The sequence below is a fragment of the Paenibacillus sp. S29 genome, assembly GCF_049319765.1.
GTDB classification, from domain to species: Bacteria; Bacillota; Bacilli; order Paenibacillales; family Paenibacillaceae; genus Paenibacillus; species Paenibacillus polymyxa_B.
Window position 1 is genome coordinate 210,026 of sequence record NZ_JBMOUI010000005.1, and the last position, 25,462, is coordinate 235,487.

Sequence of the window (25,462 nt, forward strand, 5' to 3'; positions counted from 1 at the left end):
TTTATTTCTTATTCATCTCCACATCATGCTCTTTGGCAAGTGTGTTGACCTGTTCACCAAAATCTCTGAATAGCTTTCTACCTTCGCTGAGCTTAGTGTTACTTTCATTGATTAAGTTCAGATCCTGTTTATCCAATGCATCGAGCATCTTAATGAAGGCTTCCTTTTGAGTACTAGCGGCCTTGATGTAGGTTTCGTGGACGGCTCTTACCTCAGGAGTTTCCGTCTTTACAGCTTCTAACTTATCAACAAATTTAGTGTATCCCGGGATGATATCATCTTTTAAAGCATTATATAGTGTTACATCATCTGTAAAGTTATCTCCAGTCACAGCTTCATACTTTTCAGTAACTGCTTTTTCATCTTGTGCCAAAGGAAGCATTCCATCATTGACATACGTAATTAAATCTTTTTTAACCGGATCGGTAGAGCAAGCTGCCAAAATAGAGAAGCAACATAATACTAACATAAACACGCTAAGTTTTTTCATCTGTATTCCCCTTTTTTATGTATGTTATGGGTAATTCGATTCATTAAATAGTCTGAAAGAACTATCCATATTATTTAATTATATCGTATAAATAAGAGAATGGTAGGATTTTTATGGTAAAATAGTGTCAAAATTAAGTTGATTAACCTAAACCTATTCATTCGTATTACAAATAAGAATATTTTAAGAAGTATATTCCATTTGAACCAATAATGTATTATGATAGAGCCATACAGCCTAGAAATCGCCCTGGTTTATCCGGGGATAGCGGGAATTCCTTAAACCATTTGAGAGGGGATTTCAGTATGAAGAGGTTCAAAAAGGCTATTGCAGTAATGTTAAGCATGATGCTCCTGTTTGCTTTCGGAATGACTGCGAATGCGAGTGAAAACACGGAGGCTGCATCGGATCAAGCGATTAAAGCGGAATCTGAGATTCAGCTAACAACTGTCAATGAAGACGTAATTAAGCGTTTAACACGGGCAGACAAGCCAGACAGCGTTACGTCTTCGGTTTATGTCATGCAAGAAAATCTCAACTTCAAGACACCAGAGACAACCTCATTGAAAAGGGAATCCATTTCTTCGCTGAAAGCAAGTCCAATGGCTGCTTTAGCCACAGCTTCTTCTGCTACGTATTCCGGTACGATTACGCAGGAGGGAGGCACACAATTTTTATATCCGATTTATTTGCAGCCTGGTGAATTGTTGCAGTCCCAGTTGGATGGTCCATTTTCAGCCCAGCTTGACTATGACTTATACTTATATGAGTTTGATATGACGACAGGTGACATTAATTCTAATGCCATTGACGCATCCACCTATGGTACTTATTTTAACAATTATGAACAGGGTGCTGCCTCACTTCCTGAAAACGTAGGAACCCGTAACACTGCCGGATATGAAAAGGCATATGCGATTGCTGTCCATGCCAAAAAGGGTTCCAGCATCAATGATCCTTTCTATCTAACGGTCGATACAAGTTCCAGCTACGATGCATATGAACCAGATGAGAGTGCTTTCCATGCCTATAATTTTACCTTTAGTACGGGGGGTTCGTCGCTTAATTCACGCTCCATTCATTCAGGCATTGATAACGACTGGTACCAAGTTACGATCCCTGCCAGCCGCAATTATGATGCTTTGAACGTAAAGCTTGACAGTGTATCGGACGGCTACGGCTACAAAGCGGAAGTCTACGGAGCCCTTACCGGAAACCAAATGGTACTTTTGCCACAAACGAATCACAATGTTAGCCTAAATACAGGAACCTACTATGTGCGAGTGTACACAACAAATCAGTTTTCAGCTGACCATTCATATGCACTCACACTTAAACCGGTGCTTCGGGCTGGGAAAGTTGTAATTACCGGTTATGATTCTTCTAAAAATGGGCCTAATGACTACCCAACCTATTCTTATGGGCGCCATTATCGAGTTAATGGAAGTAGTAGTTTTACTGTGAAGGGTGTGGTTACTACAACTGACAATTATCCAGTTGCAAATGCTCCTGTTGACGTAACATGGTTGAATCAAAACTGGAGCGAAAGCAGCGGAAATCGCACTCGCACAGGTACTGCATATACGGATCAGAATGGAGTTTTTAGTGTTACTGTTTCCCTGCCACCTTCAACTGGAAGTATTGCAGAATATCTGTCTGGAGCTATCAGTTTCACACACTATTTTGATCTTTCAGGGGTAGCTGCTCAGGTGAGAGGTACTTCGAATATAGCCACAGATGTTGTATATCACTTTGCTTACAGTATTTATGGAGGGTGATAGATGGGGTTATAAAGCAATCACTTAAGGTGAATTGTTGCTTGAATGAAATAAAAGTAGTTTGTTTCAATATTTGTTCATTATTGGGACAAAGCGTATATTCATTCCATATATGCTTTGTCCGATATATATAGAAACAGGGTCACATTACACTATACATACGCCTTAGATTGCCTGTTACAAACATGACAGGAGGAAATAGGATGAATTTTGGACCTCTTAGAGCACAGCAAGCGATTCTTAATGCAAGTAGTTTACGGATCAATCCGACAAGCAAGCAAGCTCCACCACCCCAGCTTCATGAAGAACAGGTCTCCAGAGTGGTAGTTCAAGACTCCGTGGAGATCAGTGAAGCTGGTAGACAGTTGGCCGAAGGGGCTATTGTATCACAGGCTGCCAAGTATTTCGGTACAACACAGATTAATGATTCATTAAACCGGGTTTTGGAAGGTCAGCCAGAAGAAGTGTCTAATGCAGTGTACAGTATGATTCAATCTAATTTTATCGTCGACGGAACAGTAACGGATGAGAGTCAGCGAGCTGTGCTGCTGGAGATGGGAGTTACTCAATCCAAGTATATTGCTGATCATTACATGGAAGGCGACAAGGCCAAAGAATTTCTCGAAACCATGAACCAGATCGCTGGTATTGCTTTAACACGATCCACTGATCCAGAGACCGGAGATATTAGCTACACGACTCCAATAGATCGTCCGTCAGGTGCTCCTGAGGATTATGTCAAGCTATCAGAAGTGATGAAGCAGGTCGATCCTCAAAAATATACGGCGTACATGAATGATATTAAAGGTGGAGGAAATGGGCTGAGCCAACTGTTAAATTTTGCGCAAAAGGTTCCTCAACATCCCGATTGGATTGAGAAATACAAGGAACGCACGGGACAGAACGCAGAGTTGCTAAATAACACACCGTTAAACAATCGGTTTGACAAAGCTGATACGACATCAGCTTCTGCTTTTATGAACAGTATGCAAAATCTTCTTAAGGAATCTTCCGCTACTCAGGATTCTTACATGCAAAATATACGAGATTTTTTTCGGAACTTGGGCGTTCAGATTCATTAATATCCTCAAATAATTTGTCAGTTCTGTTTACATCCTGCTAGGAACGAAGTATAATAGCTTCAAAACATACTCGTGATATAGAGGAAGCACCTCAAACCTAGGCATTAACGCCTTCGTTTGAGGTGCTTTTTCTATTTTACCCGAAGCGAGTTTGTAAAACTCTTTGAAAATAAAATAAAGTAAGGAGAAGTGTATGTATCGAAAAAATAAGCGAAAGGTAAGGAAGTATAGGAAATGGGTGTATGGATTTTTGGCTGTATTCCTACTATTAACGATGATTCCCATATTTCCGGAAAGGGTATCAGCTGCTGCTCAGGAGATCATGGGGGGCCCTTTTTGCCAAAACAATTTGCCGGGTGGAGGCGATAGTTGGGGTTCTTGGTCAGGAAATGGGATAGGAGCAACGGAAGTATATACTGGCATGGGTTCGGCTAGGTATAAATGTGATGGTACTACGCAGCCGACAAATCGTTTTATTGATATTGGAAGATCCATTAAGACTTCGGATTACAGGATTTTTGTTTACATTGAAGGGTCTTATCATACTGATATATATGCATCTAATAATGCAGCAGGCGACAGTTGGAGGCCTAATGGAACGAACTTATATACATGGACTAATGTAACGAAATTCTATGCGGATAGATATTATCAGGGAAAATGGTTAGATATCACCGACTCTATTACATTAAGAGATGTTCGATATTTCAGAGCGGTGGGAGATAGCCAACAGACAAGTGCTGAAATATCCAAGTTTGGAATCCGTGTTATTCCCAAATCGGACCTAATGCCTAAACCACCTCAGATCCATGCAGGTACAGAGGGACAAGCGATCACAGGATGGACCAAAGAACCTGTAACCGTGTGGATAAATGGGGACGTGGCTCCTGAAGGACTAAAATACTATGAATATAGCCTGAATGGAGGAGCATTTCAGCAATACACCGGGCCTTTCACTGTCTATGAACATGGTGTAAATACAATTTATGCCCGGACGGTGGACGTAAATAATCAGTATAGTGGTCTTTCTTCTGGGAATGTCCGAATAGACAAGATGCCTCCAACTCCACCCACCCTAAGCGCAACGGGAAATAGTAATGACTACACCATTTCATTACAGCCGGGAACAGACGATTATTCTGGACTAGCCCATACTCAATTTCGTTTGACAGGCGTTGTGAATCAAGATTGGCAGGGCTATGTTGGAGTGTTTCATGTGAATAAAGATGGCAAAAGCACGGTTTATGCACGCTCCATTGACAGCGTCGGTAATGTGAGCCAAGAAGTAAGCAAAGAAATCACGATTGATAAAAAGGGACCGACTGCTCCTGTCATCCGGGCTAGTGAAACAGGTCCAACGAACCGTGATGTGAATGTTACCATTGATTCAGGAAGTGACTCTACAAATGGAATTAAGATGACACAGTATCGCTTGGGTCCATTAGGGGAGTGGCGGACATACAATGGCACTTTTACATTAAACGCAGAAGGGACTTACGAATTAGCAGCACGGACGATCAATAATCTCGACGTGTCTAGTCCAATCGTGACTCAATCGGTTATGATTGATCGAACCCAGCCAACGCCTCCAAAAGTTACGTTTTCCGAGGTGACGACACCTACTCGATATACCAATAAGCCAGTGGAGTTTGCTCTATCGGGTGCGACGGATACTACAGCAGTACATTATGAATATCAATTGGGTTCTGGCACCTATGTGCCTGGTTCGTTGGGAATTTTAAAGGATTCGGGTATCATAAAAGTGACTGCCCAAGCTGTAGATGCAGCTGGGAATCGAAGTGATCCAGTATCCGTAATGTCTTATATTGATTTGGAACCACCGACGATCCAACTGACGCCGGATTCGCGTGAATGGAAAGATACTCCTATTCATGTGAGGATACGATATGCCGATCAGCATTCGGGGATTGAGTCGTCGACAATGCAGTATAAAATCACGAACAGCCCTGATTCACCCGAAAACTGGGATACTGCAGCCGATACAACAATCCAGATGGATCTTTCAGATGAAGGTGAATGGTATGTTCATGCCAAGGTCAAAGACAGGGTGGGTAACATTTATGAAACGGTCAGCAGTGCACTTCGCATTCAAAAGCAGCCCCAGTCGGTTGTGCTCTCTGCGACATCCGTACGAAATACAGAAGCTGATTTGCAGTGGACTCTCCCGTCGGGCCTTGATGATGGTTACGTTTATACAGTCCGAAATCTAACAACTAATGAGGTTTGGGATGTTACGCATCCAACAAATTCTTTTACAGTTAGGGGGCTACAAGAAGGACGGCAATACGAATATGAAGTGCGTTCCAGTAACCATGTAGGAGGCAATGCATATTCCAATCGAGTCCATGTATTAACGTTACCTGATGCTCCTGATCATATCCAGTTACAACCTGTCTCTCGTCATTCTACAGAAATCATGGCTGATTTTACGCCAGTTTTCTCAGCTAACAAATATAACATTACAGCAGCGGACGTAAGTACGGGAGAAATCATATTTAGGAATACCGTTACACAGGATGTGTATAATCCAATTACAGGAATGAAGCCTGGTCAATATTACGATGTTTCTGTATCAGCTATTAATGACACTGGAGAGGGTACAGCAAAGCATGTATCTTTTCTAAGCCTACCAGACAGCCCGAACGGATTCCGGAATGTAACTGTAAGAGAAGATGGAATCGATTTGAAGTGGAATTCTGTAATCACTGCCACCTACTACGCCCTAGAACGTGACGAAGTCTCGGTTTATAACGATGTGTATACAGAATTTACCGATACTGATCTTCAAGCAGGAACAGAGTATGGTTATAACGTTTCCGCTGAAAATGCAACAGGATTCGGAGACTATGCCCATCTAGGAGTCATCACTTTACCTGATCGAGTAACTACAATATCAAGTGTGACGAAGGATGTGTATGCTATCGGTGTTGCGTGGCAGGATGTGCAGGGGGCTGAAGGATACATCTTGAATGTTAACGATGAACCGAAGGTGCGGGTTGCACGTGGTATCCATTCATATACTTTTGAGGGATTGCCTGCGGGTAGATCTGCCAATATTAAAATACGAGCCTACAATCGAAGTGGTACAGGTAAAGATACATCTATCCACGCATTAACACTACCTGATTCAGCTGTGCAACTTGCAACTGAAGATGTTCGCGAGCACGATGCCACGTTGATATGGGCCCCGGTTGATGGGGCAACTCAATATAAGGTAACGATCAACGGTCAAGATTATTATAGTACGGAACCACGTGTGGTTGTATCTGGTTTAACAGGTGGGAGAAACTATGATTTTCAAGTGAGCAGTGGGAACAGTAGTGGTTTCAGCCAGCCAGCGTTGGGTAAGCTGCTGACACTTCCTCCTCAAGCACAAAATGTTAATGTTACAGAACTTGAGGATGGCCAGATTTTGCTGAGCTGGGATGAAATCAAGAGCGCTTATCAATATACTGTAACCCGTAAAGATACGGGGGAAGTTTTTAACACCAGAGATACTCATTTTAAGCTTTCAGATATCCAGCCTGGTATGATTTACTCGTTTGGTATACAGGCCGTGAATACAACGGGGGTAGGTAATATAACTCCCTTTACGCATCGCGCTTTGCCAGGTCAAATACCAGACAATAGATTGACTGTGAAAGAAGTAACAGATACCGATTTGGTTGTTACGTGGAAAGAAGCTCCGGGTGCAGATGCCTACAATGTCTACCAAAACGAGGTGCTTATCGGTCATACGACCACCCATGAATTTAAAGTAGATGGATTGGACAGTTCTACAGTGTATCGTATTACCATCAAGCCAGTGAACACAAGTGGTGAAGGTAAGCATACAGAAGGTCAGGTCGAGACGCTGCCGTCTCCAGCATTTGCGTTTTCGAAGACAGAAACAACGAATAGTGAATTTATCATCCATTGGGAGTCAGACCATGAGAATGATATTTTCGTCCTCACCAGTGAAGGAGGAACCGAGCTATATCGTGGTAAGGATCGAAGCTATATCTGGAGACAACTTAAAGAGAAGCAGTTGTATACAGTTCAACTTTGGGCAGAAAATAGTCAAGGAAAACGCACAGAGGCAAAACAAGCGTATGGAAAAACAACGGCTAATACTGTGGACGTAGGTGGCGGAGAAGGAGGGGCGGAGAGTGTAAAACCGATTCAGCCTGTTATAAAGGAACCGATAGAAACAGAGCACATTCAAGATTCAACCGTTGAGAAGAAGCCAAATCATTTTAGCGACATTGATCGGATATTTAATAAAGAAAAAATAAATGTGCTTGCCGATTTGGGTATAGTAAAGGGAACAACCCACACGCTATTTGAGCCGAACAGATCTGTAACGCGTATGGAGTTTACTTCGATGCTGGTCCGTTCCTTGAAATTACCGCTCGAAACGGATGTGACTCTAGGCTTCGAGGATATTAATCCATCGGCGTGGTACGTTGATCTACTCAAAACGGCGATTAAAGATCAGGTCGCTCGCGGGTTTAGTAATAGAGAATTTGGCCCAGATCGGGTCATTAACCGTGAACAGGCGGCTAAAATGGTGAATAACATTATCAAGGCTACACCACAGCAAGAAAGCAGTGCATACTCAGATTCCTCTCAAATTGTAGAGTGGGCCAGAAAGGATGTACTTGGTCTAACCGAGATAAATTTAGTACAAGGATATCCAGATGGTAGCTTCCGTGCCAAACAGGACGTCACACGGGCGGAAGCGGCTGAGATGATTTATAACATGCTTCAAATGAAATAGAATGAATCAAGGGGCGGCATTGGCCAGCCCCTTTTTTGTGTGTACTAACTTATTCCGCAATAGCGGGGTTTATGTTGGATGCTCTGTAGGCAGGAACGCCATTAATGAGTGCGGTTCTTAGCTGAATATATCGTATACCATAATAGGAGGTTGTACTACTCAAGCCGGATGAAAGTACAGTTATTTTATAATATGAAAAAGGAATCTCATTACTAAATTGATAAGTTGTTTTTGCAGTGGTTGGCAAAGTTTCGACTTCACCTAACCTAAACCAATTTTCTCCGTCAATAGAGCCGTGAAAAGAAAATGAAAGTATAAAAGCTCGAGAAGATGGCTGAGCTAAAAGAATATCATTGATCGTCTTGCCTGTATCTAATTTGAAGATGATTTCTCCACCTTTACCGCTTAAACTGCTCTCCCAATAGAGATTATTATCGACTAAAACATTTTTCGGAAAAGTATTTTTAGAATCCCCGTTGGTTGAAACATTTTCCTCTGCTATAACAACAGGATCTACAGAAAAAGTATAGTTATCTGGATTTTGACTGAATTTTGCCATGTTGAAATTCCTCCTTAAGTTTAATTTTTGAATGTGGTGAAAAGGTTGATTTATATCATTTATATGGAACTCTCTATGAATATATTCCTTGATGATAGAATGCATACTAGTGTTTAAGCGGTCCAACATCATAATAGCAAGCTCATTTGCGGGCGGGGAGTTGCATGTTTAGAATATAAATAACTAATTGAGGTGCGAGAATGGAAATGGATAGAATATGAAAATATACACTTATTATTTGGGAGACGGCATATTCCCTTTGGATTGGGAAGTTTGTTTTAGTACTGTTGAGGAATATAAAAGAAAATTATTTGAGAAGTACACGGCTTCCCAAGAATATAATGATTTTGTAATAGGTGGATTTAATGTGTTTACCGACAAAATAGATGTGATTCTGAATTGAGGCGATGAAAGTAATGGTGCTGAGTTTGCTATTGTTTTAAAACGAGATGAAGATGGAGATATAATGGTCTATTCCCCACTCCCATTGTCATATTTAGAAAGAAGTTAATACTCTGCTGAAAGAAAAGGAGGAAACCAAGTGATGAATAATGTAAAGCTATCCCGGGTTTCCCTCTGGCTATATGGAGTGCGTTGATTTGTGTCGAAGATATCTCTACGTTTCGAATTTAGTATTGGAGGTTGCTCCAGAAAGGTATCTGGCAAATTGTTACGGAGCAGTTTTCGGAGTACAGGCACGGATGGGCACCTGCCTACATACAATAAACAGACCGCAAGCCCGGTAAGTAACAAAGGCCGGTAAGTTCGCAACTACCTCAGGAGGTGTCATCCGTGCCCGGACTATTTAGCGCTATCGCTCTGTTCATCAAGGAATTGACGCTGCTCGTTTCCTACGTGAAAAACAACGCCTTTCCGCAGCCATTGACTGAGAAAGAGGAAGCTCGACACCTAAAGCTGTTTGCCGAAGGCAACGCACACTCCCGTAACACACTCATTGAACATAACCTACGGCTGGTGGCCCATATTGTGAAAAAATTCGATAACACCGGCGAAGATTTGGAGGATCTTATATCCATCGGTACCATCGGACTGATCAAGGCCATTGAAAGCTTTCAGACTGGGAAAGGCACCAAGCTGGCAACATTTGCAGCCCGTTGTATAGAAAATGAAATTCTTATGCATTTACGATCCCTAAAAAAAACACGCAAAGACGTATCTCTCCACGATCCTATAGGGACTGATAAGGAAGGCAACGAGATTACTTTGATTGATATCCTCGGCACCGAGGCGGATGATATTGTAGATAAAGTACAGCTCAAAATTGAGAAAAGTAAAATCTATCGCAACCTGGATATTTTAGATGAGCGTGAAAAAGAAGTGGTGATCGGCCGCTTCGGCCTGGAAGCCGGAGGAGAAGAACGAACACAGCGGGAAATTGCACGAGAACTGGGAATTTCGCGCTCGTACGTGTCACGAATCGAAAAGCGCGCGCTGATGAAGTTGTACCATGAGTTTTACAAGCAGAAGGGGTAATGGATAAGGAGATATATGAAGCCGCTTGAGGCCCTTAACAGGGCCTTTTTAGGTCTTTTTCATAATTCAATTACTTGCTTCTTTTCAGAGGCGTGTTTAATTGCATCCCCCTCTGCCCATCCAATATTCTTATCTAAGGCTATCTTATAAAAACAACTGCTCCTTTTCGCTTAAATAATAACTATTTTGCTATGTGTTTTCATTTAAAACGCAAATAAAAGCCTGTAGTGGTTTTCTACACTACAGGCTAAAAATGCTTGATATTATTGGGTGTTTATACTTCGTCAGGACAAGCTCCTTCGCTAGTTGGCTCTCTTGGATTGAATTTATTTTCCTACATACTCATCCAAAAAGCGATCTACTCTTTTGAAATACTCAGTGGGGTAATGGTTGATGGCATCGATGTGCTCCGTATTTTGCGGGTACCATACTTCTGCTTTTGGGTTATCTTTTAAGGACTCGTAAATAATTTCTGTATTTTTATAACTAATTTGCTGATCTCCAGTACCATGAATGAGCATAACTGGCTTGTCTTGCATCTTTTTTACCGCATCCATAGGAGATATGGAATCAAGATCAACCTTAAAGGCCCAATTTGCCATCCATGTCGATGTATAACTAAATGGAAACGCAGGTAAACCTGAAAAGAAGGGCAAACCCTCTCTCAGAAATAGACCGGCATTACGAAAAGGACTATCCGCAATTACGGCTTTGATGTCATCACTTTCACTTGCGGCTAGCAAAGAAGTAGCAGCACCCATTGAAAAGCCGATAACTCCAATCTTATCACCCGTATGGTCTCTGGATTTTAAATAGCTTACAGCTCCTAGCAAATCGTATTTTTCATTGAGGCCCAGTGTAATCAAATCACCATCGGATTTACCTTGTGAGCTGAGGTCAAATGCCAATACATTGTAGCCTTTCGGAACGAAATGCTCTACTAACTTTTGGGTCCGCCCTTTGACTAAACGATTGCTCGTATATCCATGGACGACAATAATTGTCTTATTACTTTCTTTACCATAAAGACCACTTGCAGGAAAGAAGGAACCTCTAATCGTATTATCATTTTTCAAACTCTTGAACTCGACCTCTTCGTAGGGAGTTTTATCGATATTCAATCCGTAGCTGACATTAGTATCTCTAGGATGGTGCAACAAGGTGTCTACTACTTTATAAGATATAAAAAATACAAGAGCCATTACAAGCAAAAGCACGATCCCTAGGCTCCATAAAATTTTCTTTGGTTTTTTCACACGAACGTTAAATTTCAGCTCGGGTTGTAATGATGCCTGACTCATTCAGACTCCTCCAGTTTTTCTTTAGGTTGTATGGGGGCGAACAAATAAAAGGCATGCCCCTTCAGATTTTCCCACTCGGGATGATGAATAATACTTTCTCCAAGGGTTAAGCCCACTCCATTTAAGAAAGAGATATAGGCACGAGAGATCATTGCTGGAGAAAAGCTTTTGTTGAATTCTCCCATTAACTGTCCCTTGGCATAGACGCATTCGATCGCATCTGTCATTACCTTTATACTTTCAAGGACCTTCTGTGTAAGTTCAGGGAATCTTATTCGTTGTCCTAAGACAGATTGAACAAGCCGCAATTCATTTATATAGAAGTAGATATGGTTGAATTGTTCTGCCACCATCTTCTTAATCAATACGCCCGGCGTCCCCTCTTGTTGTAGACAAGCAAGCGATTTCACCTGAATATCAGCAAGCGGCTCAAGGACAGCGGCGTAGTATAAAGCTTCTTTGCTGGGGAAATATTGAAAAATGGTTCCAGGAGTCACTCCCACACTCTGCGCAATGATAGCCGTTGTGGTATTAGAATATCCACTTTCTGCGAACAGGACAACAGCTTCTTCTAGGATACGTTTACGCCGCTCCAGTCTTTTTTCTTCATTGATGGGTCTTGCCAAATGTATTCCCCTCTCTTTAAACTAAACTTTTATTAATTAAATGACTGATTATTTAATTAATAATATATCTTAAATTATGACTTATAGCAAGAGTGAATTTATCTTACTTACGAGCAGGAAGAACCTTAACAAATAAAAAACCAATATGCGCCTCCGGCTTGTTTTTATCAGGTTATTTTGGATGAATACATTGAAAGCTTTCGGACCGGGAAAGGCAGCAAGCTGGCAACATTTGCAGCCCGTTGTATAGAAAATGAGATCCTGATGCATTTACGTTCCCTGAAAAAACACGCAAAGACGTATCTCTCCGCGATCCTATAGGGACTGATAAGGAAGTCACGAATTGAAAAGCGCGCGCTGATGAAGTTGTACCATCGTAGTGGCGAGTCAAAATTTTCGTACGATGACTCTACTAGAAAATTTGTTTATACTTTAACTACTTAATAGTGAATGCAATGGATATGAGGTGGAACTAATGATTCTGGTAAGTTCGTGTTTAGCGGGCATGAAGGTACGATATAACGGGACGGATAGCCTGGATGTACATATTCAGAAGTTGGTAGAGGAAAAGAAAGCTTTGACGATCTGTCCTGAGCTTTTGGGGGGCTTTGTGACTCCGAGAGAGCCTGCTGAGATTGTTGGAGGGACAGGCGAGGATGTGCTGAACGGCACAGCCAAGGTGGTCGAGTTCTCAGGCAACGATGTTAGCGATATGTACATTAGAGGTGCGTACGAAGCCTTGAATATAGCCAGAGAGGTTAACGCAACACTTGTTGTTTTAAAAGAAAACAGCCCGTCCTGCGGATCAGCAGCAATATATAATGGGTCATTCGAAAATCGTAAAATAGCAGGTAACGGGGTAACCTCGGCTTTGTTAAAAAAGGAAGGCTTTAAGGTCATATCGGAAGAACAAATATCAGATATTTTCTTGGATTAGAATATGTAAGGGTAGATCAAGCGCCTTGCTAGCTTACAGGCTTATACCTGCGAGCGCAAGACGCTTGTTTGTGCTATGTGCCGCTATACGATTAGACATCACATTATTTAAGCTTTAATGCAAGAATTCCTAGGTATTCCTTGAGGGCTGTTCCGGTTGTAGACATGGCCCCAGCAGACGGCGAGAGCTTGCCAGCATACAGTGACAGCTTTTCACTTGCTAGATAGTCGGTAGGATAAGCTATGACCTGCATGCCTGCACGCTGAAATTCCAGTGCAGCACGTGGCATATGGAAAGCGGAGGTCACCAGAACAGGTCTAGTGAGTTGATGTTTTCCCAAAATTTGCGATGTATATACGGCATTTTGCTGTGTGTTCAAAGAACGGTTTTCGATCAGGATATCCTTTGCCGGAATACCGAGTCCTAGTAGCTGCCTTTGTGCAATATTCGCTTCATTACCACTGTCTCCAAACACTTGCCCGCCGGAGAAAAGAATGGGTAAGCCTGTTGCTTCGTGCAGTCGCGCCGCAGTGAGCAGTCGATTAGCCGCAGATCCTAGCAGATTGCCTTGTCCATTGATGTCGGGGGTTCCCTGTGTGGCTCCGCCCCCAAGTACGACAATGACATCGCCTTGAACGGTACGGGGTTGTGGGTACTGTTTTTCCAGGCTACTGATTAACAAATCTCCAGCCAGATTGGTCGAGGAAACATACAGCAGCAATGTGGCAAGAAGCAGTACGACCGCAGGTATACGTGCCCTTTTCCATAGCCAGATCACGAGCCCTGCCATCACGAGGATGAACAAACCGGGAGGGAGCACAAAGCTGTACAAAAATTTGATGATATAAATCAAGTGCAGACAACCTCCTATCCTTATAAGCTTTATAAGTCTTTTTGGTATATTGTAACATAGGCAAATGACTGGATTCCTCTGTCCGAAGACATACCTCGATGAACAAGCGGGCATGAAAGGTGGAGCTTTCCAATACATATTTTTTGTTTGATAAAGTTGTTCTGCAGGCGTAGTATATAAAGTCTAGTGATTTTTTTCATAGAGGAGCGATAGCGTCATGGGAGAGTTAACGACAGCCAAGCGGATGATGATGATCGCGCTACTGGTTGTATTGTGGGGCATTTCTTGGCCCATTTATAAAGTGGCATTGGAATTCACACCTCCATTGTTGTTTGCAGGGCTACGTACACTGCTGGGCGGTCTGCTATTAGGAGCAATTTTAGTACCGAGATGGAATCGCATTCGTTGGAAAGAAAATTGGCGGGTGTATGCTATTTCAGGTATTTTTAACGTGGTACTGTTTTATGGTCTGCAAACAGTGGGACTGATGTACGTCCCCTCCGGCTTGTTTTCTGTGCTGGTATATCTCCAGCCTGTGCTGGTCGGTATTTTTGCATGGATGTGGCTGGGAGAAGCGATGTCCAGACTCAAGGTGATTGGATTGATCATCGGATTTTTGGGCGTTGCAGCTGTCAGTGTGGGCGGATTTTCAGGGCATGTGGCTGTGGCAGGTGTAATCATCGCCATTATTACTGCCGTGAGCTGGGCATTGGGAACGGTATATGTGAAAAAGGTAAACCAGCGTGTCGATTCGCTGTGGCTGGTTGCATTTCAATGTACACTGGGAGGCATCGTGCTGACGGGAGCTGGAACGGTGACGGAAAGCTGGTCAGATATCGTATGGAATGTCCCGTATGTGTCAGGGCTGATATTCGGCACGGTGCTGGGAATTTCACTTTCCTGGTTGCTGTATTTCACGCTGGTCAATTCGGGGGATGCCAGTAAGGTCGCTTCCTATACGTTTTTGGTGCCTGTGATTTCAGTATTTGTCAGCTCGTTGGTGCTGGGCGAAGCGATTACGGCTTTCCTGCTTATCGGGTTGATCTTAATCGGGCTTAGCATTTATTTGGTTAATCGCAGAGTGAAAGTAGTACGACAAGCTTGAGCGTAGTAGTTGAAACAAAGAAATTGAAAGATAGAACTTGAAACAAAGTAACAACAAGGGACTCTTGCACAATAGCAGGGTCCCTTTTTATATGCCGACAGGTGACACAGTTAAGTGGGTTATGACATACCGAATTCGAGAGTTTAAGGGGTTTCCTCCCTGGGGAGTTGGTTAAAATTATGATATGGATGACAGCATACAACCAAGCTAAGAAGGGAGATGCGGGCGATGGCACGAAAATTATTGATTACAGGTGCGGCAGGTACAATTGGAAAAGTATTGTATGAAGGGCTACAAGCGGAAGGTAAATATGAAATAACCGCTGCTGATGTGAAGAACGATGAAGAGGCAGGGATTGTGGAAATGGATATACATGATGCTGCACGACTGGATGAGCTCACGCGTGGAGTGGATACGGTACTGCATTTTGCATGGATCAAGGATGAAGGGGATTTTCTCGGCAAAGTGCTGTCTGGCAATGTTAGCGGAGCCTACAAGTTGTATGAAGCTGCGGTGAAAAATGGGGTAAAGCGCATTGTTTTTGCCAGTTCCAATCATGCCACAGGGTTTTATAAAGTAGGCGAAAGTATAGATGTAGAAGATCCCTACCGACCAGACAGTTTTTATGGATTGAGTAAGTGCTACATTGAACTGTTGGGACGACTGTATGCCGATCAGGGCAAAATATCTTCAATGAATATCCGTATCGGAAATTTTCCTGGGGATGATTGGCCCCATTCTGAGCGTGCCGCTCATATTTGGATCTCCGAGCGCGATATGATCCGTCTGACCGTCTGCTGTATCGAAGCTCGTCCAGAGATAAGCTATCTTAATTTGTACGGTACGTCAGCCAATACGGATAATTATTATGACATTGGCTACTTGGAAGAACTAATCGGATATAAGCCGCAGGATAATGCCGCTGAGGTGCTGGAGCAGGCCAAGAAAATCGGATTTCGGGTGAAACAGGATGAAACCACTTTTCAGGGGGGACAAAAGGAATAGAGTAGATCGTTCAAATATGCTTTGTGAATGGGCTCAAGGCGTCGATCAGGCGCCTCATATTACATAAAACTTCACAAATATCCGAATTGTTCACTCCTCCGGACACTCCTTTGTTCATGAAGCATGAGAGGCTTCACTTTTTATTTTGAATGCGCTTACATAAAATACAGTTATACGGCGGCGGTGCTACAAACCTTGCTGTCGGCAACGTATACAGAGGGGAGTGACTCACATTGAATCAGCCTATGCCCAAAAATTCTGCAATGCTTGCAACGGATTCCCGCCTGAACGGTAAGAGGCTGGGAACGGGTAGAAAACACGGTTTTTTCTATGAACTGTTCCGCAATCGGGTATTATTTCTGATGTTGTTGCCCACTTTAATTTTTTTCTTCATTAACTCCTACATTCCTATGGTGGGTATTTATTATGCATTTACCCAGTTCGACTTCAATACCAGCCTGTTTGATGCCAAGTTCGTCGGACTCCAAAATTTTCGCTTTCTATGGCAATCCGGCACGCTGACAAAACTGACATTGAATACGGTCGGATACAACGCAGCGTTTATTTTACTCGGCAACGTGTTAGCGATTGTTCTCGCTATTTTGCTGAATGAGCTGCGAGGCCGCTACTTTAAAAAGATCGCTCAATCCGTGATGTTCCTGCCTTATTTTGTTTCTTTCGTTATTCTAAGTGTCATCGTGTATAACATATTTAATTATGATAATGGTTTTCTGAATACGCTGTTGCTGCAACTTGGTGGTGAACGCGTGGATGTATACAACAAACCATGGGTATGGATTTTCCTGATTATCCTGTTCTATTTATGGAAAAATCTCGGCTACAGTATGGTGATCTATCTGGCAGCAATTACAGGGATCAGTGACGAATATTATGAGGCAGCTAAAATGGATGGAGCTAATATTTTCCAACGAATCTGGTACATTACCGTTCCGATGCTTAAATCGACATTCGTTGTGCTGCTGTTGTTTGCACTTGGTAGTATTATGAAAGGACAATTTGATCTTTTCTATCAATTAATCGGCAACAATGGGGTGCTGTACAATACGACGGATATTTTGGACACTTATGTGTACCGTTCCTTGAAAGTGACTTTTGATGTGGGTATGGCTTCGGCAGCAGGCGTGTACCAATCCTTGTTCGGTTTTGTACTGATCATGACCGTGAACTACATCATCCGCAAGTTGAACGACGAATATGCCTTATTCTAGAAAGGAGGACCCAAACGGATGGCGATCAAAGAGGATGTATACACTCGAATTTTTAAAATCATCTCTTATGTGATTATCATTATTGCTTCCATTGCTTGTTTACTCCCGTTCCTACTTATTATTTCGGCTTCACTGACCAGTAATGAATCGATTATCAGGGATGGATATCACTTTATACCACAGCAATTCTCACTGGAAGGTTACCGGACGGTGTTCACCTTTCCTGAAGAGGTGTTAAGAGCGTACGGGGTGACAATTTTTACCACGGTTGTAGGCACGACATTGGGCCTGTTCCTGATGACGATGGCAGGATATGTGTTGGCACGCAAAGATTTTAAATACCGCAATGCGTTTTCATTCTATATATACTTTACGACGCTGTTCGGAGGCGGGTTGGTACCTTGGTACATTATGCTGACGAAGTATTTAGGATTGCTTGATACGTATACAGTGCTTATTTTCCCGGGATTGATGACTCCGTTTCTGATCATTTTAATGAAAAACTTCATTCGTTCTTCCATGCCGGAAGAACTGTTCGAGTCCGCTAAAATTGACGGCGCGGGTGATTTTAAAATTTACTATCGAATTGTGCTGCCTTTATCTACACCGGGGATTGCCACTGTGGGGCTGTTTCTGGCCTTGGCTTACTGGAATGACTGGTTCTCATCCTCACTCTTTATTAACGATCCGCATAAATACCAGTTGCAATATTATCTGTATAATGTAATTAACTCCATGCAATTTATCGCTCAAATGGGTGCAGGTACTGGTGTGTCTCTTTCCAATGATATGCCGACAGAATCGACCAAAATGGCAATGGCGATCGTGGTTACTGGACCCATTTTGCTGCTGTACCCGTTCATTCAGCGTTACTTTGTTAAGGGGCTGACCATAGGCGCGGTAAAAGGCTGAAGCGGCACTAAAAGGCTTTGATGGCATAACGTGCTGACGGTATGCCATCAAAGCAGCACTTTTTGTAAGCGTTTTAATAAACAGACTACCATTTCAAAGGGAGGATTCACATGACATTCACAAAGAAAAGAAAACAACGCATGTCCATCCTGATTGCAGTAATGGTCATCATGGCGCTATTAGCCGGATGTGGAGGCGGTAGCGGAAACAGCGCACAAAAAGCAAATGGAGAGGATGATAAATCCCAAAAAGTTCAGCTGCAATTTTATATGCTGGGGGATGCTCCTAAGGATCTGTCTACCATTGAGGCAGAGATTAATAAATTGGCGGAAAAGGATCTGAATGCCACCGTCAAATTTAACTATACGACGTGGACAGACTGGGATCAAAAATATAAGCTGTTATTGTCTTCGGGTCAGCCTATCGACCTGATATTCACTGCAGATTGGACGCAGTATCAGGCCTATGCTAAGAAGGGCGCATTCCTACCGCTAGACGATCTGCTGCCTAAGGCTGCACCTGCTTTGCAAAAATTTGTACCTCAGGACATGTGGGATGGAGTTAAAATCGGAGGCAAAATTTATACCGTGCCTGGCACGTATAAAGAGTATGTCACTAACGGTTTTGTATGGCGTGAGGATTTACGAGAGAAGTACAATTTGCCTAAACCGACAGATATCAAAAGTTACGAGGCTTATATGGATGGGATACGTCAGCATGAGCCAAATATGAAAACCGTATCTCTGAACAGCGATATCAAGGGAAATCTGCATGACCGATATACCGAATTAGTAACGAAGAGTGTAGGTGCCTTGCCTTATGGCATTGGCATTAAATATGAAAAACCAACAGAGGTTTATAAATATTGGGGCTCGGATGAACAAAAGGAAGAGCTGAACACTTACAAACGCTGGGCCGATAAAGGATTCATTCCCAAAAACGTATTAAACGTAAAAGATACGCTTCAGGATCAAGTGACTTCTGGCAAAGCAGCGAGTATTTTCGGTGACAATCCAACCCGGTTTAATGATATGGTCATTAAGCTCAAAGCATCTCACCCGGACTGGAAGCTCGAGTATTACCCATTCCCTTTGACGACAGGTTATGCAACTCCAGTGCATCCGATTCATAACGGCTTTGCAATTCCAAAAAGCAGCCCAAATCCGGCGCGCGCATTAGCTTTTTATGAAAAGCTTGTGACGGACAAACGCTATAACTTGCTCACGCAATATGGTATTGAAGGCAAAAACTATGAAGTCAAAGATGGTTACTATCATATGATTGGTAGCGGCAGTTCTAATGGATTTTCACGCGAAGGTATGAACAGTTGGGCTTGGCGTAACCCGGAATATATGCTGTTTGATTCAGGCTTTGACCGTGTGAAGAAGATATTTGCTGAGCTGGATAAAATCCAGAAGCCTGACCTGTTTACCGGTTTTGCAGAGGACTACACAACCTACCAAGCTGAAAAAGCGGCTCTAGAACAGGTGGAGAAGCAATATCTGTATCCGCTCCAAGCTGGGCTGATCGACAATGTAGATCAAGGCTTGCAGACCTTCTTGCAAAAGGCAAATCAAGCTGGTTTGGAGAAAATCCAAACTGAATATACAAAACAATGGGAAGCTTACGTAAAGGAGAAGGGTATTAAATAAAACATAAAGATTTATGATAAAGAAGAAAAGCAAGTCTCCAGAAAGTTGGAGGCTTGCTTTTTTAATATCAGTTTATGTTTTTTGGAGCAATGTTCCGTTATCAGAGCTGTCGTGTAGAGCAGTCTACTTATTGCGCATTTGCTTTAGAACGGCGAAAATCTGTCGGTGTTACGCCCAAGCTACGTTTGAACATGCGATGGAAATAAGAGCTGCTCGCAAATCCGGTTTGTTCTGCTACGTCAGCCACAGACCAGTCGGTCTGTTCCAGCAGCTCACAGGCCTTGCGAATACGGAGTTGTTGGATGACGTCCACGATAGTAGACATGGTCTGCTGCTTATATAGCCTGCTGACATAGATCGGCGACATATCCAGCTCTTCCGCAATCTGATTGAGACAAAAATTCGGATCCGTATAGGCTTGCTCTATTCGTTCATTGATTTGCCGCACCAATCGTTCCTGCTTCGTGTTTCGTTTTTCCGATAGACTGGAGCGAATATGATCAAAGACCAATTGATAATGATCAATAAGATTCTCAGCGGTCTCTAACCGATCTGCGGATGGTAATTCAGGTTTAGTTTCTATAGCAAATCCATTGAGCTCACTGATATGCCGAACAGCATTATTCACACTCATGATAAGCCGGGATATTGCCACTTGAACAGAGGAAAACGGATATTTTTCCATATGCATCAACAATTCTTTGAAGATACTGTGTGCATCCTCCGTATGACCAGACAGCAGCGTATCCAGCATTTTTTTCTCTTTATCGGCTGGATATACGTAAGTATTTTGGATATCCTCGTCTGTAGTGTTTTGCGCATTAATAATGCAGCCATGCCCCTGAAAAAATCGGTGCATAGATGCGTCTTGTACCTGGCGGTACAGCAAATGCAGCCGTTCTGGTTGACTCGTGATGGCACTGTAAGTCAGTGAAACGCTCAGCTTCAAATATTCAAAGCAAGCTTCACGTATTTGGCGTAATAAGGTTTCTAGCAGTACAGTGTCTGTATGCTCTGCGGGATCGAGAATGTTAAGCATCAGCAGTACACTGTCCTCATCCATATCAACGGTCTCCACCCGGTACGTTTGTCCGCATATTTCAGAAGCAATGTTCATGATTGCAAACTTATAGGGCAGCAGATCAGGTCCACGTTCGCTTTGCCATCGGGTATATTCATCTATGCGCAGCAGCACAAGGCGGTAGTCTTTGTCGAACTGGAACGTAATCCCAAGCTCGCGTAATCGTTCCGGTTCTTCACCGGCAGGAGGATTTTGGATTCCTCGGATCACATTCCGTAAAATGTTTTGCCGGATCGTGTACATGCTGTTTCGTTTCTCCGATTCCAGTGAATTCATATGCACAACAATTTGGCCAATAGGCGTATACAGCATTTTGGATAGCAGCCACGAAGCCACGAATCCTGCCAATGCAATGATGGCGGCTATCAGTAACATCGCATTACGAATAACACTCGCCATTTTGATAACGCTTTCATATGGTGTGACACTAATATACTGCCAACCTAGTCCGTCCGGGGAGGTGTAGGAAATGAGTGATCTTTTACCATGAAAGTCTTCTACAAAATAGCCTGTTTCTTGTTTTTTGACTCTCGTGTGCAACCATAGCTGCTCTTTTTCGTTCAAAGTTTCGTCTGTCAATGTTGTACCAGACAACAGTCTGCCCTGATCGTCTAAAATATAAGCGGTCCCGCCTGAGATTGGATTCGCCGACATTTCCTTGTTCATCCAGGCCGCCGACACATTCACAATCACAGCCGAATTTATCGCTTCGTTCGAGTTAATTGCGTCATAACATAAATACGTATAGGCTGCGATATCTGGGCTTGCTTGCTCTACTCCAGCTCCAGAGTCTGATGCCGACAGCAGCGGATACGTGCGTGGAATAGGCGTAAAGGGTTTATAGTCCTGATAATGATCCAGCACGCGAATGATATCTGTATCAGCCAGTTCATGTTTGCTGAATAACCCGTTTTGACCTTGTGAGGACGCAATGTAGAAGGTGCCGCTTTTAGGGTTAAACACGTAGATGGATTCGATATACGGCATGGAGTTAAGATAATTGTTCAATTCAGTCATGGCAGCGGTTACATCATATACATTAGGTTTTGGATAATACAACAACTTGGACAGGGTACTGCTGCGATACATTTGAAATGCCAAAGATTGAGCAATAGACGTCATGTTAATAACTTCTTTGCTTCTCAACGTCAAGCTGTTGTGATTGGCCTCGAATGCCTGCTCCTTTTCCACGCGAATATAGTAAAAATAATACACAGTGGTGGATACCAGCAACGTTAGCGTAATACATAACGTAATGCTGACCAGCAATTTGCTGTGAAGCTTGTGATGCTTTTTGAAATTGCTCATATGAACAGGCCTCCTGTCTGTGTGCGCGTAGCTGTAAAGTACACCCTATTTATGTATTCATTATACGTGTGATCTTGTGAACAGGACAGTGAACAAACCGATTCTTTGTGAAAAATAATGATATTTTCGTAAAAAGGCCAGGAACACTTATACGCATTGGATTGCGTCGGTTCCCGGCCGGGTTTGTGTATTCAAATAAAAGAAGGAAAGATGACGGTACTGCAATTAGTCAGGAAATTGAACGTTACCATTAACGATATAGGCTCCGCCTGTACCATTTTCCGCTAGAGCTGGGATTGTGTCGTTTAGCACGACACCGCGAATGTCCGTAATCCGTATTTTCAGAGGTTGTTTTCCTAAGTTAGTACCTAGAAAGTGGTTGTAATCCTGTTTTTCGAGATTGAGCCATTGTCCGTTTTGTTGGACTTCCATCTTCAAGACCGGATATTTATGATTGCGTACTTGAATGGCTGCCCACCATTGGCTGCTGCCTTCTTTAATGCGGTAGGAGACATTGCCGTTAACCGGAGCTTTGACAACTTTCCACGAAATATTAATTTTTCCGTCTATTTGATTGCCAATCAGGTTGAACGCGTTTGGGGACAGATCGAGCGCGCCACTTGGACCTTCAGGGTAAAGATCAGTTACATATACGGTTGTTTTCCCTTTGGGACCTTGAACTTCCAAATAGGCTCCAGCTAATGCAGCTTTGATTCCGTTATAATTCAGTTGTGTGCGGTTAAGCGCTGTAATTTTGGCATCCGAAGGGATGGGATCAAGCAGTAATGCCCCTCCAGAGTAACCTGATCCTGTATATGTGGCGTACCCCGTGTATGTATCATTCCAAGCAGCTGAAGCGGGAAGGGCGAATAATACAAGACTTAGCAACGATGTTAGACCGATGGTTTTGAACTTTCGGAACGTCGATATTTTTTGCATAACATTTCCTCCTTATTCATTTAATAGATTCATATAGTAAATATAAACACTATATTACCTAATATTTCAAATTGTACAATAGGACTTTGAGGCAAAAAGAAAATATTGAAGATGTTTGTCAACATACTCATAGGCCATATGGCGTGTTTTTTAAGAAATGGTTGTACAGATAAAGAATAAGGGGAGGATTAAGTAATGAGGACGAAACTAGGACTTTTGGATGAAGTCTTTTAAATAGAATAAGCGAACTATTGTTCTCCTTTTGTTTGTCGTATACAATCGAATCATGCTGATTCAAATGGAGTGATGTTGAACTCTGTTGTATGCTGCAACGAAAGGATGTTTTGCACCATGATGGGAAGAGCCCATTTGATTATTGGAACCGGGGTCTCCCTGTCGGTATTAGCTTTAAGTGGATACGAAGTGACCCCGGCTGCCGTGGCAGCTGCTGTGGTCGGTTCACTGTTGCCGGATATTGACGAGCCTAACTCCATGCTCGTGAGCCGTGCGCTGCCAACCAAAATGCTTAGGCTTATACAGCTTCTAATGATTGGGGCTGCTGGTTGGGTATTTTTCACCCGTTTGGCTCCACCGCCATGGAATCTTGTTCTGGCTTTGCTGATGATCAGTGCTTCTTTTATGCCTTCACGATCCATGCGCAAGGTTATTATCTTTCTAATTGGTATCGGCCTAGCCTGGTATGGAGAACCATATGCACCGTGGAATTATATCGCCGGGTGTCTGCTGATCATTTGTACGTTAGTCCCACACCGGGGGTTGACACATACGGTATACGGGACAGTCGCATGGACTGCGTTGCTTTATGGTACGACACGTTTGCACGGTGACAGCATATGGCTGGCTGGAGGTCTAGCGTACTTGCTGCATTTACTGGCAGATTCCTTGACGAATAATGGAATCAAACCTTTGCCGCCGTTCAAATGGAAGCTGCGATTTAAATTGATGAGTACCGGAACCCGGAAGGGAGCTAAGATAGAAAACGTCTGTATTGCTTTAACTACTGTACTTGTAGTGATTGCTTTGCTTCGTTATAAGCATTTGATTTGATATATTCTATCTTTTGTTTCTATTAAATTAAAAAAACAGTCAAAGCACGTTGTACGTGTCTTGACTGTTTTTTTATAGATTGCGATTCTCTGTTACAACTTAGGCTCGTTCAATAATGGTATTCAGCGTTGTACGATCCAGATTTTGAACCAGCTTGATGATCAGCTCTTTGGCTGCATCATAATCATCAGTGTGAATAATGGACGAGGAAGTATGGATGTATCGTCCACAGATGCCTATGACAGTGGATGGCACGCCAATTCCGCTCAAGTGCACTTGACCTGCATCGGTTCCCCCTGTGGAAATGAAATATTGATACTTGATTTTGTGAGTTTCCGCCATGTCTTGCACGTATTCCACAATCCCTCGATGTGTAATCATACCTGGATCAAATACCCGCAGCAGTGCGCCTTTACCGAGGTGCCCGTAAGCATTCGGGTCGCCGCCCATATCGTTGGCTGCACTGCAATCCAGTGCAAAGAATATATCCGGCTGAATCAGATTGGCCGCTGTGCGTGCACCACGCAGTCCCACTTCTTCTTGAACAGTGGCCCCCGCATACAATGTATTGGGAAGCTTGTCTTTTTCTTTATGTAATGCTTCAAGCAGTTCAATAGCCAAGCCTACACCGTAGCGGTTATCCCATGCTTTAGCCATGATTTTTTTAGGATTTGCCAGTGGAGTGAAATCACAGATCGGCGCAATGGCCGTTCCTGGTACGATCCCCAGATCTTGCGCTTCTTGTCTGCTGTCTACGCCGATATCCAGATACATATGCTTGATGTCCATAGGTTTGCTGCGTTGTGATTCATCCAGCAAATGAGGCGAGACAGAGCCAACTACACCGATAACTGGGCCTTTTGGAGTCAATACTTGAAGACGTTGTGACATAATGGCTTGGCTCCACCAGCCTCCAACCGGCTGAAAACGAATCATTCCAGTTTCCGTAATACCATTCACGATAAAACCGACTTCATCCAGATGGCCTGCCACCATTACACGTGGTCCACTCTCTTGACCGCGTAGCACCCCAAAAAGACTGCCCAATCGATCTTGCACGATTTCATCGGTATAACCGGATATCCGTTCTTTGACCCATGCCCGCAACTCACGCTCATGTCCAGGAATGGAAGGAAACTCCGTTAAGGTTTTAAACAATTCCAATGTTTTTGATTCCATGATGTATACCTCACTCCTTATTAATTAACCAGTGGTCGTCATGTATTCAGTATGAATGGATTTGTATCGAATGTCCACGATATC

19 protein-coding genes and 1 pseudogene are annotated in these 25,462 nt (G+C 43.0%); 12 read left to right on the forward strand and 8 right to left on the reverse strand.

The window, feature by feature from the left end; translation table 11 throughout:
- Window position 1: 1 nt before the first annotated feature.
- The gene (locus ACL9RM_RS10800) at window positions 2–490 is read right to left on the reverse strand and encodes a hypothetical protein (RefSeq protein ID WP_190297640.1); all 489 of its coding nucleotides are present in this window, start codon (window positions 488–490) and stop codon (window positions 2–4) included.
- Window positions 491–795: 305 nt separating this feature from the next.
- Here ACL9RM_RS10800 and ACL9RM_RS10805 point away from each other — a divergent pair, with 305 nt between their 5' ends.
- The 3 genes from ACL9RM_RS10805 (at window position 796) to ACL9RM_RS10815 (ending at window position 8,130) form a co-directional block, all read left to right on the forward strand.
- Window positions 796–2,268, forward strand: coding sequence for an Ig-like domain-containing protein (locus tag ACL9RM_RS10805; protein WP_250268876.1), 1,473 nt, complete (start codon window positions 796–798; stop codon window positions 2,266–2,268).
- Window positions 2,269–2,471: 203 nt separating this feature from the next.
- On the forward strand, window positions 2,472–3,350 hold the full coding sequence (locus tag ACL9RM_RS10810) for a hypothetical protein (RefSeq protein WP_061830398.1): 879 nt from the start codon (window positions 2,472–2,474) through the stop codon (window positions 3,348–3,350).
- Between the two features lie 193 nt (window positions 3,351–3,543).
- Entirely contained in the window at window positions 3,544–8,130 is a 4,587-nt protein-coding gene (locus tag ACL9RM_RS10815) for a fibronectin type III domain-containing protein (protein WP_250268875.1), read from the forward strand.
- A 49-nt stretch (window positions 8,131–8,179) separates the two neighbouring features.
- On the opposite strand, the gene ACL9RM_RS10820 is transcribed toward ACL9RM_RS10815, so the two are convergent.
- Window positions 8,180–8,689 carry a discoidin domain-containing protein gene (locus ACL9RM_RS10820; protein ID WP_250268874.1) on the reverse strand — a complete coding sequence of 170 codons (510 nt, stop codon included), beginning with the start codon at window positions 8,687–8,689 and terminating at the stop codon, window positions 8,180–8,182.
- A 792-nt stretch (window positions 8,690–9,481) separates the two neighbouring features.
- On the opposite strand from ACL9RM_RS10820, the gene sigK reads away from it, so the two are divergent.
- Window positions 9,482–10,183 (forward strand): RNA polymerase sporulation sigma factor SigK, encoded by a 702-nt coding sequence (gene sigK / locus ACL9RM_RS10825; RefSeq protein ID WP_013311218.1) that lies wholly within the window; start codon window positions 9,482–9,484, stop codon window positions 10,181–10,183.
- Window positions 10,184–10,509: 326 nt separating this feature from the next.
- Here the strand turns inward: sigK and ACL9RM_RS10830 are convergent, their stop codons facing one another.
- Both ACL9RM_RS10830 and ACL9RM_RS10835 read right to left on the reverse strand, forming a co-directional pair.
- Window positions 10,510–11,484: an alpha/beta hydrolase gene (locus ACL9RM_RS10830; protein WP_250268872.1), complete on the reverse strand. Its 975-nt coding sequence runs from the start codon at window positions 11,482–11,484 to the stop codon at window positions 10,510–10,512.
- Window positions 11,481–12,110: a TetR/AcrR family transcriptional regulator gene (locus ACL9RM_RS10835; protein ID WP_250268871.1), complete on the reverse strand. Its 630-nt coding sequence runs from the start codon at window positions 12,108–12,110 to the stop codon at window positions 11,481–11,483. The genes ACL9RM_RS10830 and ACL9RM_RS10835 overlap by 4 nt, the downstream gene beginning before the upstream one ends.
- Window positions 12,111–12,299: 189 nt before the next feature.
- Between ACL9RM_RS10835 and ACL9RM_RS10840 the strand changes: the two are divergent.
- Together ACL9RM_RS10840 and ACL9RM_RS10845 are read left to right on the forward strand one after the other, a co-directional pair.
- Window positions 12,300–12,445, forward strand: a pseudogene (locus ACL9RM_RS10840) (sigma factor); the annotation flags it as partial.
- A 140-nt stretch (window positions 12,446–12,585) separates the two neighbouring features.
- Complete coding sequence (locus tag ACL9RM_RS10845) at window positions 12,586–13,047, forward strand: DUF523 domain-containing protein (RefSeq protein ID WP_250268870.1); 462 nt, start codon at window positions 12,586–12,588, stop codon at window positions 13,045–13,047.
- 103 nt (window positions 13,048–13,150) lie between these two features.
- Here the strand turns inward: ACL9RM_RS10845 and ACL9RM_RS10850 are convergent, their stop codons facing one another.
- Complete coding sequence (locus ACL9RM_RS10850) at window positions 13,151–13,900, reverse strand: YdcF family protein (RefSeq protein WP_250268869.1); 750 nt, start codon at window positions 13,898–13,900, stop codon at window positions 13,151–13,153.
- A gap of 217 nt (window positions 13,901–14,117) precedes the next feature.
- Here ACL9RM_RS10850 and ACL9RM_RS10855 point away from each other — a divergent pair, with 217 nt between their 5' ends.
- The 5 genes from ACL9RM_RS10855 (at window position 14,118) to ACL9RM_RS10875 (ending at window position 19,803) form a co-directional block, all read left to right on the forward strand.
- Complete coding sequence (locus ACL9RM_RS10855; RefSeq protein WP_250268868.1) at window positions 14,118–15,005, forward strand: DMT family transporter; 888 nt, start codon at window positions 14,118–14,120, stop codon at window positions 15,003–15,005.
- A gap of 228 nt (window positions 15,006–15,233) precedes the next feature.
- Entirely contained in the window at window positions 15,234–16,010 is a 777-nt protein-coding gene (locus ACL9RM_RS10860; protein ID WP_250268867.1) for an NAD-dependent epimerase/dehydratase family protein, read from the forward strand.
- 233 nt (window positions 16,011–16,243) lie between these two features.
- Window positions 16,244–17,239 (forward strand): ABC transporter permease, encoded by a 996-nt coding sequence (locus ACL9RM_RS10865; RefSeq protein ID WP_069290040.1) that lies wholly within the window; start codon window positions 16,244–16,246, stop codon window positions 17,237–17,239.
- An 18-nt stretch (window positions 17,240–17,257) separates the two neighbouring features.
- The gene (locus tag ACL9RM_RS10870; RefSeq protein WP_061830389.1) at window positions 17,258–18,151 is read left to right on the forward strand and encodes a carbohydrate ABC transporter permease; all 894 of its coding nucleotides are present in this window, start codon (window positions 17,258–17,260) and stop codon (window positions 18,149–18,151) included.
- A 110-nt stretch (window positions 18,152–18,261) separates the two neighbouring features.
- Window positions 18,262–19,803: an extracellular solute-binding protein gene (locus ACL9RM_RS10875; RefSeq protein WP_103049571.1), complete on the forward strand. Its 1,542-nt coding sequence runs from the start codon at window positions 18,262–18,264 to the stop codon at window positions 19,801–19,803.
- A 127-nt stretch (window positions 19,804–19,930) separates the two neighbouring features.
- Here the strand turns inward: ACL9RM_RS10875 and ACL9RM_RS10880 are convergent, their stop codons facing one another.
- Both ACL9RM_RS10880 and ACL9RM_RS10885 read right to left on the reverse strand, forming a co-directional pair.
- On the reverse strand, window positions 19,931–22,192 hold the full coding sequence (locus ACL9RM_RS10880; RefSeq protein ID WP_250268866.1) for an AraC family transcriptional regulator: 2,262 nt from the start codon (window positions 22,190–22,192) through the stop codon (window positions 19,931–19,933).
- Between the two features lie 225 nt (window positions 22,193–22,417).
- Window positions 22,418–23,131 (reverse strand): expansin EXLX1 family cellulose-binding protein, encoded by a 714-nt coding sequence (locus ACL9RM_RS10885; protein WP_061830386.1) that lies wholly within the window; start codon window positions 23,129–23,131, stop codon window positions 22,418–22,420.
- Between the two features lie 351 nt (window positions 23,132–23,482).
- Here ACL9RM_RS10885 and ACL9RM_RS10890 point away from each other — a divergent pair, with 351 nt between their 5' ends.
- Entirely contained in the window at window positions 23,483–24,199 is a 717-nt protein-coding gene (locus ACL9RM_RS10890; protein ID WP_250268865.1) for a metal-dependent hydrolase, read from the forward strand.
- A gap of 99 nt (window positions 24,200–24,298) precedes the next feature.
- On the opposite strand, the gene ACL9RM_RS10895 is transcribed toward ACL9RM_RS10890, so the two are convergent.
- A complete protein-coding gene (locus ACL9RM_RS10895; protein ID WP_061830384.1) occupies window positions 24,299–25,378 on the reverse strand; it encodes a M42 family metallopeptidase in 1,080 nt (359 codons plus the stop codon).
- Window positions 25,379–25,462 lie beyond the last annotated feature (84 nt).

Coding starts and splice junctions, on each gene's coding strand:
- ACL9RM_RS10895 (WP_061830384.1), bottom strand. CDS start 25,378: ATGGAATCAAAAACATTGGAATTGTTTAAAACCTTAACGGAGTTTCCT.
- ACL9RM_RS10805 (WP_250268876.1), top strand. CDS start 796: ATGAAGAGGTTCAAAAAGGCTATTGCAGTAATGTTAAGCATGATGCTC.
- ACL9RM_RS10820 (WP_250268874.1), bottom strand. CDS start 8,689: ATGGCAAAATTCAGTCAAAATCCAGATAACTATACTTTTTCTGTAGAT.
- ACL9RM_RS10830 (WP_250268872.1), bottom strand. CDS start 11,484: ATGAGTCAGGCATCATTACAACCCGAGCTGAAATTTAACGTTCGTGTG.
- ACL9RM_RS10815 (WP_250268875.1), top strand. CDS start 3,544: ATGTATCGAAAAAATAAGCGAAAGGTAAGGAAGTATAGGAAATGGGTG.
- ACL9RM_RS10810 (WP_061830398.1), top strand. CDS start 2,472: ATGAATTTTGGACCTCTTAGAGCACAGCAAGCGATTCTTAATGCAAGT.
- ACL9RM_RS10875 (WP_103049571.1), top strand. CDS start 18,262: ATGACATTCACAAAGAAAAGAAAACAACGCATGTCCATCCTGATTGCA.
- ACL9RM_RS10845 (WP_250268870.1), top strand. CDS start 12,586: ATGATTCTGGTAAGTTCGTGTTTAGCGGGCATGAAGGTACGATATAAC.
- ACL9RM_RS10885 (WP_061830386.1), bottom strand. CDS start 23,131: ATGCAAAAAATATCGACGTTCCGAAAGTTCAAAACCATCGGTCTAACA.
- ACL9RM_RS10800 (WP_190297640.1), bottom strand. CDS start 490: ATGAAAAAACTTAGCGTGTTTATGTTAGTATTATGTTGCTTCTCTATT.
- ACL9RM_RS10880 (WP_250268866.1), bottom strand. CDS start 22,192: ATGAGCAATTTCAAAAAGCATCACAAGCTTCACAGCAAATTGCTGGTC.
- ACL9RM_RS10855 (WP_250268868.1), top strand. CDS start 14,118: ATGGGAGAGTTAACGACAGCCAAGCGGATGATGATGATCGCGCTACTG.
- ACL9RM_RS10870 (WP_061830389.1), top strand. CDS start 17,258: ATGGCGATCAAAGAGGATGTATACACTCGAATTTTTAAAATCATCTCT.
- ACL9RM_RS10860 (WP_250268867.1), top strand. CDS start 15,234: ATGGCACGAAAATTATTGATTACAGGTGCGGCAGGTACAATTGGAAAA.
- ACL9RM_RS10890 (WP_250268865.1), top strand. CDS start 23,483: ATGATGGGAAGAGCCCATTTGATTATTGGAACCGGGGTCTCCCTGTCG.